The organism is Thermoflexus sp., assembly GCF_042408815.1.
In the GTDB taxonomy this organism is placed as follows: domain Bacteria; phylum Chloroflexota; class Anaerolineae; order Thermoflexales; family Thermoflexaceae; genus Thermoflexus.
This window is the reverse complement of the sequence record NZ_JBHOQR010000027.1, coordinates 74878-89384: the sequence shown is the minus strand read 5'-3', so window position 1 is coordinate 89384 and position 14507 is coordinate 74878. Positions and strand designations below refer to the sequence as shown.

At 63.7% G+C, this 14507-nt stretch carries 11 protein-coding genes; 5 read left to right on the top strand and 6 right to left on the bottom strand.

The features are described from left to right. Positions 1-246 precede the first annotated feature (246 nt). From ACFMO3_RS09950 to ACFMO3_RS09940, 3 genes are all read left to right on the top strand, one after another. Complete coding sequence (locus tag ACFMO3_RS09950) at positions 247-1287, top strand: NAD-dependent epimerase/dehydratase family protein (protein WP_376790252.1); 1041 nt, start codon at positions 247-249, stop codon at positions 1285-1287. A gap of 102 nt (positions 1288-1389) precedes the next feature. After that, the gene (locus ACFMO3_RS09945) at positions 1390-2415 is read left to right on the top strand and encodes an MBL fold metallo-hydrolase (protein WP_376790251.1); all 1026 of its coding nucleotides are present in this window, start codon (positions 1390-1392) and stop codon (positions 2413-2415) included. Then, positions 2416-2751 carry a hypothetical protein gene (locus tag ACFMO3_RS09940; protein ID WP_376790250.1) on the top strand — a complete coding sequence of 112 codons (336 nt, stop codon included), beginning with the start codon at positions 2416-2418 and terminating at the stop codon, positions 2749-2751. Here ACFMO3_RS09940 and ACFMO3_RS09935 read toward each other — a convergent pair. After that, positions 2647-4704 carry an ATP-binding protein gene (locus tag ACFMO3_RS09935; RefSeq protein WP_376790249.1) on the bottom strand — a complete coding sequence of 686 codons (2058 nt, stop codon included), beginning with the start codon at positions 4702-4704 and terminating at the stop codon, positions 2647-2649. The two genes, ACFMO3_RS09940 and ACFMO3_RS09935, sit on opposite strands and share 105 nt — an antisense overlap. A gap of 110 nt (positions 4705-4814) precedes the next feature. Beyond that, positions 4815-5582 carry a fumarylacetoacetate hydrolase family protein gene (locus tag ACFMO3_RS09930; RefSeq protein ID WP_376790248.1) on the bottom strand — a complete coding sequence of 256 codons (768 nt, stop codon included), beginning with the start codon at positions 5580-5582 and terminating at the stop codon, positions 4815-4817. Positions 5583-5807: 225 nt separating this feature from the next. On the opposite strand from ACFMO3_RS09930, the gene ACFMO3_RS09925 reads away from it, so the two are divergent. Then, the gene (locus tag ACFMO3_RS09925; RefSeq protein WP_376790247.1) at positions 5808-9263 is read left to right on the top strand and encodes an AAA family ATPase; all 3456 of its coding nucleotides are present in this window, start codon (positions 5808-5810) and stop codon (positions 9261-9263) included. A 208-nt stretch (positions 9264-9471) separates the two neighbouring features. On the opposite strand, the gene ACFMO3_RS09920 is transcribed toward ACFMO3_RS09925, so the two are convergent. Continuing rightward, positions 9472-10161, bottom strand: coding sequence for a Uma2 family endonuclease (locus ACFMO3_RS09920; protein ID WP_376790246.1), 690 nt, complete (start codon positions 10159-10161; stop codon positions 9472-9474). A gap of 236 nt (positions 10162-10397) precedes the next feature. On the opposite strand from ACFMO3_RS09920, the gene ACFMO3_RS09915 reads away from it, so the two are divergent. Beyond that, positions 10398-10934, top strand: a complete 537-nt coding sequence (locus tag ACFMO3_RS09915; protein WP_376790245.1) for a hypothetical protein — start codon at positions 10398-10400, stop codon at positions 10932-10934. Positions 10935-11275: 341 nt separating this feature from the next. Here the strand turns inward: ACFMO3_RS09915 and rsmB are convergent, their stop codons facing one another. The 3 genes from rsmB to ACFMO3_RS09900 are packed head-to-tail and all read right to left on the bottom strand — an operon-like array spanning position 11276 to position 14449. After that, complete coding sequence (gene rsmB / locus ACFMO3_RS09910; RefSeq protein WP_376790244.1) at positions 11276-12643, bottom strand: 16S rRNA (cytosine(967)-C(5))-methyltransferase RsmB; 1368 nt, start codon at positions 12641-12643, stop codon at positions 11276-11278. A 16-nt stretch (positions 12644-12659) separates the two neighbouring features. After that, positions 12660-13640, bottom strand: coding sequence for a mevalonate kinase (mvk, locus tag ACFMO3_RS09905; RefSeq protein WP_376790243.1), 981 nt, complete (start codon positions 13638-13640; stop codon positions 12660-12662). After that, positions 13637-14449 (bottom strand): FkbM family methyltransferase, encoded by an 813-nt coding sequence (locus ACFMO3_RS09900; protein ID WP_376790242.1) that lies wholly within the window; start codon positions 14447-14449, stop codon positions 13637-13639. The genes mvk and ACFMO3_RS09900 overlap by 4 nt, the downstream gene beginning before the upstream one ends. Between the last annotated feature and the right edge of the window lie 58 nt (positions 14450-14507).

Here is a 14507-nt window from a genome sequence, read left to right as displayed (position 1 = left end):
TCGAATGCGCTCTACATTTTAGCTCAGCTTGCCCAGGTGCGATGATCCTCAGTTGCCGGCTCGTGAAACTGAATGTTTACTGATTCCTGTTCTGGCGCAGGCCGGCCCGGATCCCGGAAAGGGCGAATGGCTTCTCGCCCCTGGGGTTCATTCTGGCTTGCGCTGGGGGCTTGAAAATGTCCTTCCATCCTTCAGGGCTGGGGCTGGGCCGGCCAGCCCCAGGCTCCCGTATCTGGAGGAGGCGTTATGCGCGTTCTGATCACAGGCGGAGCGGGGTTCTTCGGCTTCCATATGGCCAACAAGCTGCTCCAGTATGGCCATGAAGCGATCCTGCTGGATATCGCGGATTACCTTGAGGAAGATTACATCGGGCCGGTTTCGTTCAATAAGGGGGATGTGCGCGACCGCGAAACGGTGGATCGGGTCATGCGCAGCGTCGATGCGGTGATCCACGCCGCGGCGGCCTTGCCCTTGTGGCCCCGCCGGGAGATCTTCTCGGTGAATGTGGAGGGCACTCAAACGGTGCTGGAGAGCGCTCTGGCCCACGGCGTCCGGCGTGTGGTGTTTATCTCCTCCACTGCTGTCTATGGCATCCCCAAGAAACATCCGATAATGGAGGACGATCCGCTCCATGGCGTTGGGCCTTACGGCCAGAGCAAGATCCTGGCCGAGCGGCTCTGTCAATCTTTCCGGGAACGCGGGCTGGTGGTGACCATCATCCGCCCCAAGACTTTCATCGGGCCCGGCCGGTTGGGCGTGTTCCAGATCCTGTTTGACTGGGTGGAGCGTGGAAAGCCGATCCCGATCATCGGCAGCGGCAGAAACCGCTATCAGCTGCTGGATGTAGACGATCTGACCGACGCCATTGTGCTGGCCCTTACAGCGGATGCCGATCAGGCAAATGACACGTTCAATATCGGTGCCGATCGATTCGGGACGGTTCGAGAGGACGTGCAGGCCCTTTGCGATCACGCGGGCACCGGCGCGCGGGTCTGGCCTCTGCCCGCTCGGCCGGTGAAGGCGGCCCTTGCTCTCTTTGAGATGTTGCACCTCTCTCCGCTGTATCGATGGGTTTATGGGACAGCCGATAAAGATTCTTTCGTGAGCATCGAGCGGGCGAAGGCCAAGCTGGGATGGCGCCCTCGCTACAGCAATGCGGAATCCCTGATCCGAACTTACGAATGGTATCGAGCTCACAAAAGGGATCTGGCGGGCAAGGTGGGCGTCACCCATCGGGTGGCGTGGGATCAGGGGATCCTGCGGGTGATCCGGGATTTGTTGCCATAGCCGGAGGCGAGGCCGTCTCAGGGGGTTGCGGGGAAGGCGCCGAACCCCATACCATGGAATGTCTCCGCGATGTTGCAAAGTCGTGGGGAATGGAGGTCATGGATGCGAGGACCGTGGGAAGAGCGGGAAGGGGTATTGCGCTACCGGACGCGAAGCGGGGTGGAGCTCTATCGCCTCCCGACGCGGCTTTTCCCGGAGCTGGATGGCTATGTCTATCTCATCCTGACCGACAGCCATCGCATTCTAGTGGATGCGGGCTCGGGGTTGCCGGAAAGCCAGGAGGATCTTCAGCGAGGCCTGGAAATCGTGCGGACCCGCTATGGATGTCCGGTGGATCTGCCCGACCTGACCGCGATCCTGATCACCCATGGCCATATCGACCATTTCGGGGGATTAACCTTCATTCGCCGGCAGAGCGCAGCGCCGGTGTTGGTGCATGAGCTGGATCGTCGGGTGCTGGTGAACTATCCCGAACGGCTGATCACTGTGGCGCGAGAGCTGCGGCATTTCCTGAGCCAGGCCGGCGTCTCGGCGGAACGACGGGCCGCTCTTCTTGACCTCTATTTCAGTATGAAAACGATGTTCCAGTCCACCTCCGTAGAGGGCTGGTTGACAGATGGGGAGCTGCTCTTCGGGATCCTCCGGGTGTATCACACCCCCGGGCATTGCCCGGGCCAGGTTTGCCTCCAGATCGATGAGGTGTTGCTGACTTCCGACCATATCCTGGCCCATACCACCCCCCATCAGGCCCCGGAGCGCATCACCCGTTATACAGGCCTGGGGCATTATCTGGAGTCCCTGCGTCGAGTGGCGGCGATCCCGGACATCGCTCTGGCGTTCGGGGGGCATGAGGACCCCATCCTGGACCCCTATGAGCGGATTGCGGCGATCGAGGCTTTTCATCGCCAGCGCCTAGAGCGAGTTCTGGAGATCTGTCAGGAACCCCGCACCATTCTGGAGATCTCCAAGGCGCTCTTTGGCCGGCAGTATGGCTATGGGGTGCTCCTGGCCCTCCTGGAGGCAGGGGCGCATGTGGAGTATCTCTACGATCGGGGTTATCTGCAGGTGGCGAATCTGGATCAGCTGGAGCGGGATCCCGAGGCGCCGATCTGCTATCGGAGGCTGTAGATGGAGCGTTGGATAAACGTCGGCATCGCATGGTTGATCCTTGCGGCGGTGGCCATTATCCAGGAGCGCTCCCGGGTTCTGGCAGGGATCATGGCGGCTATGCCGTTGAGCATCCCTTTGGCCATGTGGATCGTCTATGCGGAGACCCGGGATCTGGGACAGACCGCCCATTTCACTCGGTCCACCTTTCTGGCCCTGATCCCCTCGCTGGGCTTCGTCCTTGCCGCCTGGCTACTGCTCGCCCGTCGTGTTCCCTTTGGATGGAGCCTGCTGGGAGGATATGGGGTCTGGCTGGGGATGTTGCTCATATGGCGGTGGCTGGGGATCCTGCGTTGAATCCTCTTGAAGGTGCGGTATGGCAGGAAGCGTGGGACGGGTCGAACAGCAGGGGAGCAGAATGGTGAACGTGCTCCCTTTCCCAACTTCGCTTTCCGCCCATACCCGCCCGCCATGACGCTCCACGATCGATTTCACAATGGCCAGGCCCAGGCCGGTCCCTTCCGTGGCTTCGCTCTCGCGTCGGACGCGGTAGAACTTGCTGAAAATGTGAGGAAGATCGGCCGGCGGGATCCCCACTCCAGTGTCGCTGACCTGCACCGCGATGTGGCCTTCCTGCTCCCGAGCCCGCACGGTGATCCGTCCGCCCGGAGGCGTATATTTCACCGCGTTGCTCAGCAGGTTGAGGAACACCTGCTCCAGACGCCGGGGGTCCCCCTGAATGGGCGGGAGATCGGCAGGGAGATCCAGGATCAGGGTGTGCTGCTTTCCTTCGGCTTGAGGACGGATGATCTGGACAGCACCATCCAGGATCCGGGCCAGCGAGCAGATCTCCATGGAGAGGGCATACCCGGACTCCAGCCGGGAGAGATCCAGCAGGTTGTTCAATAGCTCCACGATAGTCTGCATGGCCCGTTCCACTTTTTCCACGAACTCCTGTTGACGGGGGTTCAGGGGGCCGACTCGGGGTAGCAGGCTGACATAGCCTCGTATGGTGGTCAATGGGGTGCGGACATCATGGGAAACAATGGAGACGAATTCCGATTTGATGCGATCCAGCTCCTTGAGATAGGTGATGTCCTGCATCACCACCACGTAGCCCACACCCTCCACCGCCGTCAGACTGGCCTGAAAGATCAAGCGATCGGGCATCGCGATCTCCTGACGGATGGTCTGCCCGATCGGGGGTTTCTGGTCGATCATGGAAAGAAGTTCTGGGTGACGGATCACCGAGCGGAACGGCTGCCCCTCCACCTGGGGAGGAAGACGGAGATGTTGCCGGGCCGATCGATTCGCCAGGATCAGGATCTCCTGAAAATCCAGCACCAGGACGGGCTCTTCGACGCCGCGGAGGATGGCCTCCAATTTGCCCTTCTCCGCCTGGATGGCTTCGAAGAGCCGGACCTTCTCAATGGCCACAGCCGCGTAATCCCCCAGCATCGTGAGGAAGTGGACATCGGATTCGGCGAAGTCTGCCTCCCGCATGCGATTCAGCACGCCCAGCACGCCCAGGATGCGTCCAGGGGACCGGAGGGGCACGTAGAGCAGCGAGCGCACCAGGATCCCGGTATCCAGCTGATGAATCCCTGGCCCCAGCAGGATCGGACGGCCGGTGCGGACCGCCCGCCCCAGCAAGCTGTCGGAGACGGGCATGGTTAACGGAAGCGTGGAAACGGCTGGGGAAGCCCTCGCATCCCGGCTTCGGTGAACCCGCAGATGAAGCGTTTCGCCGGTCTCATCCAGCAGCCATACGCCGCCTTCCTCCGCCTGGGTCAGATGGATCGCCGCTTCCATAATGGAGGAGAGGATCTCCTCCAGGCGGAGGGAGGCCGTCAGCGTCTGCCCGACCTCATAGAGGACGCTGAGCTGCTGGAGCTGGTGTTGCAATCGTTCCACCATCCGAACGGACCGACGGCGCTCGCGGGCCAGGGTTACAGCTCGGCGAAGACATTCCTGGACCTCGTCGGGATGATGGGGGGCCAGCAGAAAGTCGTGAATGCCCAGGCGCACCAGACGAACCACCTCGGAGGCGGGTAGGGGCGGACCGATTATCACTCGGGTAATCGGTTGCGGTCGAATACGCTCCAGGAAGTCCTCCAGGCCGGGCAATCGCCAGTCGACGAACAGGAGCTCCGGATGAAGGGGCCCCAGCAGCGCCTCGGCCTCTGGTAGGGAAGGGGCGATACGCACCTCAAAGCGCAGCGGGCCGCTTCCCCGCGTGGCCAGTTGGGCCAGAGCCGGCGCATCCCCCACAACCAGCACGCGGATGACGTCGGTTCCCGATCGATTCACCAGCCCCTCCCTCCCCAAGGATGGCTTCTGTATCCCCCAGGGTAACGCCATGGGCTCGCGTTGTCAAACCTTCACCCAACTCTGGTGGTGTGCCCCATGGGGCTTCCTGGCTATCCCTCAACCGGGTTGCGCAGTGTCCCGATGCCCGGGATCTCGACCTCTACCCAGTCGCCGGGGCGGAGCGGTCCAACTCCGGACGGGGTTCCGGTCAGGATTACATCGCCCGGCTCCAGGGTCATCACCGATGAGATGTAAGCGATCAGCGTGGGAATCGGGAAAACCATCTCCCGGGTGTTTCCATGCTGGCGGACTTCCCCATTTACCCGACAGATGATCTCAGCGTTGCTGATCTCCTCTGGGGAAAGATGAGTGACAATCCAGGGTCCCAGGGGGCAGAACGTATCGAAGCCCTTGCTCCGGGTCCACTGGCCGTCCCGTCGCTGCAGGTCTCGGGCGGTCACATCGTTCCCGCATGTCACGCCGAGCACATAGGCCCACGCCTCGCCCTCCGGGATGTCCTTCCCCCGGCGTCCGATCACAACGGCCAGCTCCGCTTCGTGTTCCACCCGCTGGGATTGCGGTGGGATCCGAATGGGACTCCCCGGCCCGATCACTGCGCTGGGGGGTTTCAGGAAGATCAGGGGCTCGGGGGGAACCTCCGCTTCCTGCTCACGGGCGTGCTCGATGTAATTTCGGCCCACGGCGATAATCTTAGAGGGAACACAGGGTGCAAGCCATGCCCGGGCAACTGCAGGGCCCAGGGGCTTCCCGCGGGAAAGCTCCCCGCGGAACGGATCGCCGGCCAGCGCATACAGCTGATCCTCCCCAACGATCACGAATTGAGGGCCGTTTTCGGTTAGGATCCGTCCGATGCGCATCCCGCGCCTCCGGTTGGAGAGATCTGGCAGCCGCAATCCTGGAAGCCATCGCATGCCTCTACGGCCGTCTGGCTATTTTGCCCCATGGACCGAGCGGGGTGCAATATGGAAGTGCCGCAGCATCTATTTTAACGGAGGGAATTTCGAAGGCGGGTGGGCATGCCTTCAGCGGGCCCACTCCTATGTGCCCTGAAAAATTGTGAACGAAGGGGAAGGATCGTCCTCATGCTGCGCGTGCGGATGTTTGGCCGGTTTGAGGTCTGGCGGGAAGAGAGGCTCATTCCGGAATCCGCGTGGTTCACCCGTCGGGCGAAACAGCTTTTCAAGATCCTATTGCTGGCCCGGGGAAAGCCGGTGCCTTCGGATCAGCTGCTAGACTGGCTCTGGCCCCATTCCGATCCCCAGCGAGCCGCGATCACTCTTCGCAGCACCATCCACGCCCTGCGCCGCGCGTTGGAGCCGGATCGACCGCCTCGCGCTTCGCGGTATATCCTCTCCCAGCCGCCCGGTTATGCGGTGGCCCGGGACGCTCCGCTTTGGGTGGATGTCTGGGCCTTCGAAGATCTCCTGGAGGCCGCGGGGCGTGCGGCGGCGCCTGAGGAACGGCGTGCCTGCCTGCTGGAGGCCCTCTCCCTGTATCGGGATGATCTGCTGATTGAGGATCCTTATGCGGAGTGGGCATTGACCGAGCGGGAGCAGTTGCGCGAGCGATATATGGAAGCCGCTCTGGATCTGGCGGAGCTTCTGGCGGCGGCGGGCGCGCCGGAGAAGGCGATCCCGCTCTGTCGCCGGATTCTGGCGCTGGACGAATTCCGGGAGCCGGCCTACCGTGCCCTGATGCGCTATCAGATTGCGGTCGGGGATCTGGCTGGAGCGTTAAGCACGTATGAGCGTTGCCGGCAGGTCATGCTGGAAGCTTTCGGTGTGGAACCCTCCCCCGCCACCCGCGCCCTCTACGAAGCGCTTCTTCGCGGAGAGCTCCCGTCGGTCCGTCCTACCCGGTTTTTGCAACCGGTGCAAGATCTCCCTTTGGTAGAGGGGGGGATGGGAGAGATCTTTGTGGGACGGGAGGCCGAACTGGAGCGCCTGCGGGAGGTCTTTGCCGGGCTTGCCAGGGGGCAGGGAGGCGTGGGGGTGCTGATCGGGGAGCCAGGAGCGGGCAAAACCCGGCTGGCCGTGGAGGCGATCCGTCGTTTCGCCCATGATGCGGACGTCCTTTACATCCGCGGCCTGTTCATCGAGCGTACTCTTCCCTTTTCCTGTCTGGCGGAGGGCTTGCGGCGATTGCTGAGTCAGCTTTCGGCGGACCGGCGGGGCGAGCTGCCGCTTTTTGCCCTCGCCCAGGTCGCTCAGCTGATCCCCTCCCTGCACCTTCTTTATCCGAACCTGCCGGCTGTTCCAGAGACCACGCCGGAGGAGAACCGGCATCGCCTGATCGATGGTTTTTCCAACCTCATCATCGCCCTGGCGGATCAGCATCCGCTGGTGATGTTTGTGGATGATCTGCACTGGGCTGATGAGGCCACCCTGACCGTGGTGGGTCGCCTGGCTCGACGCGCGGCGCGTCATCCCCTGGTGCTGTTGCTGGCTCACACCCCAGAGGAGGAGCCGGAGGGATGCGAGGTCAGCCATTTGCTGGAGATGCTGCGACGGGAGGGGATTGGCTACCAGATCCGGGTGGGGCGTCTTTCCCTGGAGGCCCTGGCTGCCTGGCTGGCCCGGTTGAGCGGGGAACCGGTCGCGCGCCTAAAGGATCTCGCCCGGCGTTTGCACAGCTTGACGGAGGGGAACGCCCTTTTCACGGCGGAGCTCCTGCGCGCGGCGCTGGCGGCCGGGGGATCGTTCCGGCGTGAGGCCCTGGAGCGCTATCTGGAGGGACCGGCGGCGATCTCTTCTCTGCGCGCCCTGATCACGGATCGGGTGGCCCGCCTGCCCGAGGGCGCGCGGGAGATCCTGGAGATCGCGGCGGTGATCGGTCGGGCGTTCCCCGTTCAATGGCTGGAGCTCATCGGGCCGCCGGATCCGGAGCCCGATCTCCGGATCCTACTGGAGCGCCATTTCCTCCGAGAGGATGCGGAAGAGCGCCTTTCTTTCGTGCATGAGGTGGTCCGCCGTGTGATCTACGAGGCGATCCCTCCCGTGGTGCGGCGACGCCGGCATCAACGCCTCGCGGAAGCCCTGGCGGCCCTGTATGGGCTTCATCCAGGCCCCTACAGCGCGGAGATCGCCTACCACTTCCAGCGCGCGGGCCGTGGGGCTCTTCTGTCGATGGTGCGTTATGCGGTGGAAGCTGGAGATCATGCCCGGAGGGCCTATGGATTCCGGCAGGCGGTGCGCCATTACGATGAGGCGCTAGCTGCGGCTGCTCAGACCACGGGCAATGAGGGAGTGGCGGAATGGATCCGGCGGGCCTATCTCGGGCGGGGGATGGCCCTGGAAGCGCTGGGGGATTGGGAGGGGATTGTGGAGACGTACACTCGATTCCGGGAATGGGCGGAGGCGCAGGGGGATCGGGTTCACGCGCTGAACGCGGCCCGCCGGCTGATGACCACCCTGGCGATGCTGGGCCGGCTGGAGGAAGTGGGAGAGCTGGCTGGGGAGATCCGGACGCAGTTCGCTTCCGAGTTGAGCTTGGCAGAAGCGGATCTGCTGGATCGTCTGGAGCTGGTCTTCGGGGAGGAATCCTCGTCTCCCTCTGCCGGGGAGGGGTTCTTCCAGCCCGCTCCTCCCCTCTGGGGTCGGCCCTGGGTGGAGCTGGCGGAAAACTTGGCGCCGGAGCAGGCGCCGCTGTTGCTGAATTTCTATGGTTGGATCCTCACGCTGCAGGGGATGGCGGAGCCGGCAGAGGCCTGCCTGCATCAGGCGTTGACGATTGCGGAAGCCACGGCGCAGTGGCCGCATGTGGTGATGAGCTGCAACCTGATGGCGTACTTGCAGGATCTACGGGGAGATTTCGCGGAAGCGCAAGCCTATCTGAACAAAGGACTACAGCTGGCCCGGCGGGTTCCGGAAATGGACTGGAGCACGATCTGGGGGCGGATCTTCCAGGGGTATCTGGCGCTGCGAGCCCGCCAGCTGGAAGAGGCGCAGGCCCAGTTCCAGAGCGTGGTGACACTGTTGACAAACCAGTCCGCTCTGCGGGCGCACCGTTGGAGCGCTCAGATCGGCCTGGGCATGGTTTTCCTGGCACGGGGGGATCTCGAGCGGGCGACGGCGTTGCTGGATGAGGCGCTGGCCCAGGGGCGGGCCGTGGATGCCGTGGCTCGCAGTGTGGGGTTGATCGGGGAGGCCCGCCTGGCACGGTTGCAGGGACAGGAGCTAGAAGCCCACGCATTGCTGGAGCAGGTGCTTCAATACACCGGCCGCCGAGGGCTGGTGGTGGAGTTCGTGCATGCGGCGGTGGAGGCGGGGCGCTGGGCCCGCGCGGTGGGCCGTCCCGAGGCCGCGCGCTCCGTTCTGGAGGAGGCCAGCCGGTGGGCGGATGCAGCGGGCTTCCGGCCGGCGGCATTGATCGCCCGGATCGCCCTGGGGAAGGTGCTCCGCGCCACGGGAGAGCGGGACGCTCTGGAAACGGTGCGGGCGGAGGCTCGTCGCCTCTGGCAGGCCCTGGCCGCTCATCTGCCCCGGGGGGAACCGGTGGAGCGCTATCTGGTTCCTCAGGAAGTGGTGGAAACTTTGTAGTGTTCCATCCGCCTTCAGTTATACATCGGGGATCACAACCATTCGCTGATAGAACTCTGCCTGCGGGTAGGCGGGGTCGATGAGCCAGTATTCCCTGGTATTCGTAATGTGTCGTGTAGGGTTGCAGGGGGAGATCGGTGAGGACGCCAGGTTGCTGGAGGAGGGCGAGGATCTCTTCCGGTCGGGTGGGCATGCCGTTTTCTCCCGGTTAAGGGATGAGCTGGTTATATCGGAAGGCTTCCAAGAGGGGGGGAGGCTCCCAGAGCCATTCGATGCGAAGGCGGAGGCCGGGGAGGGCCTGGCTGAGGTATTCGCCGCTGGAGCCCTCGGTGATGAGGCGGTAGCGACCGGGGAATTCGAGGCGATAGAACTCGGCCCACTGGCTCTGGGGGTCGATGAGCCAGTATTCGGAGATGCCGGCTTCCTGGTATTCGTAGAATTTTTCGCCCCGGTCGCGGGGGGCGCTTTCGGGGGAAACGATTTCGACCACCAGGTCGGCGGGGCCTTCGAGGTGGGTGGGGTGGAGGCGGTGGAGGTGGTCGTGGGCGACGAAGAGGAGGTCGGGCTCACGGCCGGAGCGGGAGAGCTTCATCTGGAAGGGGGCGGGGAGCACCACCCCCAGGCCGTGAGCCTCCACGTAGGTGCTCAGGAGGGCGGTGAGGAAGCGAGCGATCTCCTGGTGGGTTCGGGAGGCGGGGCTGTAGGGGATGATGGTGCCATCGACCCACTCCGCCCGGGTATCCTCATCGGCCTCGGCCAGGAACTCCTCATAGGAAATCCGTGGAGGTGATGGGGATCCCAACAATAATTCCAACAGGCGACGGCGGAGTTCCTCCGTTAACACCCCCGGCTCCCGAAGCCATGCCAGCACCTGTTCCGCCCGGGGCTCCATTTCCATCCAACCTCCCTTGCGATTCCCCTTTAAATATAGCGCGGCTTCTCCTTTTCCCCAAGGCGTTCCATGAAACCCGTAGAGCCTTTCTGGGTGATAAAGGGGGCTGCTAGACAGCGGCGAGCCTGGTCCTCCATAGATCTTAGAGCTATCCGGATCCTCAAACCGTCCGCTTTGCTCTGCGTATCATTCATATGAGGGTTTGCCCCGTGGAAGTGCCCCCGTCTCCAGGAGGGATGGCCATGGCAGGATGGTGGAAGCGGGTGAGCCGGGCGCTGCAGATGGAGGAAGTTGGAGTCGGATGGCCGGCGGAGATCGTCCCTTACCGCGCGGGGGTGATCGGTGGTGTGGCGGGAGGGAGCGTTATGGTGCTTGTGGCCATCGCTTACGGTCTGCTCTCTGGCCGGGGGATCTGGTTCCCGGTGAATCTCATTGGGGCCACCTTGGTCCGGGAGCTCCAGCGGGCATCCCCGGAAGCGCTGATGTCCTTCCATGCGGGGGCGTTCTTCGCCGGATTATTTCTCCATGGGTTTCTTTCGATCATGCTGGGAGTCCTCTATGCGCTCATTCTGCCTACCCTCCCCGGATCTCCCTTGCTGTGGGCCGTGATTGTGGGGCCATTGCTCTGGTTGTCCGCGACGTGGATTATCCTCCCGATCTTCAACCCCGTGATGGTCCGTTATGTAGACTGGCCATCCTTTGCCCTGGCCCATCTGGCCTATGGGCTGATCATGGGGATCCTGGTGGGGCGCATGCCCCGAGTTCGAACGAACCGATAGGGAGCTCCGGGGTTCGCCCGATGGAGCTTCTGGCTGGATCCACCGGACCCACGGGGCAGAGGGACTTTCCAGAATCCTGTGGCTCTGCAAGCCTCGAACGCGGGTGAATCGGATCCGATCCCCAATCAATGCATACGGCCCGGTCTCGGTCTGAGTCCGAGCCGGGCCGCAGCAGGAAAGGAGGGGCCAGGGCAAGCGAACGCCAGGAGTGGGCGGCGATGGCGTCGCTTGCAGCTTCATCATAGTAAGGCCCAGGGGGACCACGTAGTGATAAATGTCACAATTTATGGGTGAGAGTTGTCAGCCGAATGAGAGGGCTCGAGGGATGGATATCCTGCCTTTCAACCCCCCGCTTTTTCCAGGATCGCACCAAAGGCTCCGTCCATATGATGGATATGAGGCAGGACTCGATAAAAGCCCTCAGCGTCCACAAGGGGGCTGGGCACTTTCCCCTGGGCGGACACGAAGCGGAATTCCGGGTGATCCCGGAGGAAGGCGTGGATTTGCTCCTCATTTTCCTCCGGCTCGAGGGAGCAGGTACTGTAGACCAGACGTCCTCCCGGCCGGAGCATCCGGGCGGCTGCCTCCAGGAGTCCGCGTTGTATCCGGGTCAGGTTGATCAAATCCGATTCCTGTTTATGCCACCGGGCGTCACTCCGCCGGGCCAGCACCCCGGTCCCCAAACAGGGGGCGTCGATCAGGATCCGGTCTGCCCATTCCGAGAGGAAAGGCCGCTGTCCATCCGCCTGGATCACCCGGATGATGGTGAAACCCATCCGGAGGGCATGTTCCCGCAGGCGCCGCAGGCGGCCGAAATGGGCATCCGCCGCCACAATGATCCCTCGATCTCCCATGCCCTCTGCGATCGCCGTGGTCTTCCCCCCTGGAGCGGCGCACAGATCCAGCACCCGCAACCCGGGCCGGAGATCCATCAGATAGGGGACCAGAGCCGCCGCCTCGTCCTGGGCAATCACCTTTCCTTCCTGATAGGCCGGCCATGCGGCAAGGTCCAGCCCTCCTTCCACCTGCACGATGTAAGGGTGATAGGCACCAGGCCGGGCCCGCAATCCCCGCGCTTCCAGGTCGGCGAGGATCTCCTCGCGGGTTGCCCGCAGACGGTTCACTCGCAGGCTCAATGGCCGCGGGGTGTTGTGGAAGCGGCAGAGCTCCCGTGCGCCTTCCATCCCATATCGGGTGATCCAGCGTCGCACCATCCATTCTGGAAAGGAATAGCGGATCGCCAGGTGGGCCACGGGGTCGATTTCGATCGGGGGGAAGGTGGCCACCGGCCGTCCCTGTTCCAGTCGGGCGGAGATCCGCCGCAACACCGCGTTCACCAGTGCGGCCGCTCCCTCGCCGGCGACGGCGCGGGCCACTTCTACCGTCTCATGCACCGCGGCCCAGTGGGGGATCCGATCGAGGAACATCAATTGATAAAGCCCCATTCGCAGCGCGTTCCGCACCCAGGGGTCCAGGCGCTCCAGACCGCCCCGCACGTAGCGGGTCAACACCCAGTCCAGGGTTTTCCGCCAGATGGTCACGCCATCCACCAGTGTGGTGAGGAGGTCCTGATCCCGCGGGGATAGCTCCGCCTCTCGCCGCAGGGCCTGCAACACGTAGTCTGCATAGGCGGCCCGCGTCTCGATCCGATACAGGGCCTTCAGGGCGTAATAGCGTGCTGGGGATCGAACGGATGGATGGGCAGGCACGGGAGCGCCTCCGGATTCAGCGCCGAAGGGGCGACTCCATCGACAGGGTGGCCGGGATCTCGGTCCGGTAAGTGGCCCGCGCGCCGGCCGCCTGCAAGGCGCGGGCCACCGGCTCCGCCTGCTCTGGGGGCACCAGGGCGATCAGATGACCTCCCCGTCCGCCGCCGGTCAGCTTGGCCCCCATGGCGCCGGCCTCCCGGGCGATCCGGGTGAGATGATCCAGGGCTGGCGAGGAAACCCCCAGTTCCCTGAGCAGCTGGTGATTGGTGTCCAGGAGCGGGCCCAGATCCTCGATCCGGCCGGAGGCCAGGCAAGCCTCCGCTTCTCGCACCAGGGCGGCGATGGCGTCGAACAACCGTTCGTATCGGTCCGGCTCCCGTTCCCATGCCATCCGCACCGTGGCCACGGTCTCCCGCGTCGGGCTGGGGATACCGGAATCGGCGATGACCAGCGTGAAGGGCCGGGCAATGGAGAGGAACACAGGCGGTTGCCCCCGGACGAAGCGGAGGGGGCGCTCGTAGGCGATCACGGTGTTGTCGATCCCGCTAGGGGTCCCGTGATGACGCTTCTCGACCTCGTAGACCAGGGCGGAGACAAGCTCTGGATCAGGGGACTGGCCGGACCACCGGAAGATCCCCCGTACCAGTGCTGCCGACACGGCGGCGCCGCTTCCCAACCCACTGGCGATGGGCAGCTCCGAGCGCAGCACCAGCCGAAGGTCCGGTTCGGGAAGGGCCAGATGTTCCAGGGCCAGGCGAACGGCCATGGCCAGTGGGTGATCTGGGGGCGCCTCGGAGAGCCGGAGCCTCTCCCCGGTGTCCAGCGCCTCGATCCAACATCCGGATCCTGGGGGAAGGGGCTCTGCCCGCGCCCGGGCTCGCAACCCACACACTGGGACGGCGAGGGCGGGACGGCCGTAAACCACCGCATGCTCCCCCAGCAGGATCACCTTGCCGCAGGCGGAGGCTTCCACGGGAAGGCGGGTCTCTGCCATCATGGCTCGGCAACCCTTTCTGCAGCGAGGAAATACTCCGTCCATCGATCGCGGATGCGGAAGACCCTGAATCCCAGGCTTTGCAAAAAGCGCTCCACCAATCCGGACATGCCATGTCGGGCCAGATAGTCCGCGTGCACCTCACAAATCATGGCGCGCACGTAATGGCGCAAGGTCTCCCGCATCCCCCACAGCACATGAAGCTCATGGCCCTCCACATCGATTTTGATCACGTCCGGTGCCGCGATCCCGGAAGCCACAAGGCTGTCCCCCGGGGCCGTTCGAACGTTCAGGGCGGATCGAGGGCCGTCGGCGATGTGCCCCATCATGAACGATCGCTGTCCGCCCTGCACGTCGAAGAAGGCTATGCCATATCGATCGGAGAGCGCCAGCGTCATAACCTGGATGTGATCTTCGCACCGGTTGAGCCGGGCGTTCTCCTGGATCCGTTGGGCATTGGGCCCATACGGTTCGAAGGCGATGACCTGGCCACCGAGACGGGCGGCGAGCATTGCATAAAGGCCGTGATAGGCTCCTACATCCCAGAACACATCTCCTTCATGCAAGCGGTTCGCCAGATACCGCAGGCATTCGTTCTCGGTTTGAAAGGTCTGGATCAGATGGAGGGCCTCCGCGTAGGATTGAATATGGAAGAGGAGAGCAACTTCGCCAACCCTCAAGCGCTGCTGTCCGCGGATTGCGGCGAGCATGGAGATCGCTCTTCGATAGGGGAACCAGAAGGCCTCCCGGGCGAAGCCGCGAAGCCCCTCCCTCTGGAAAACCTCTCGTGCTTTTGTGAGTTTGTTGCCCATCCGGCCCTCTCCCCGCTCGCGCATTGCCTGCTGGGTCTTTCGCCGGCGTGAACACCTC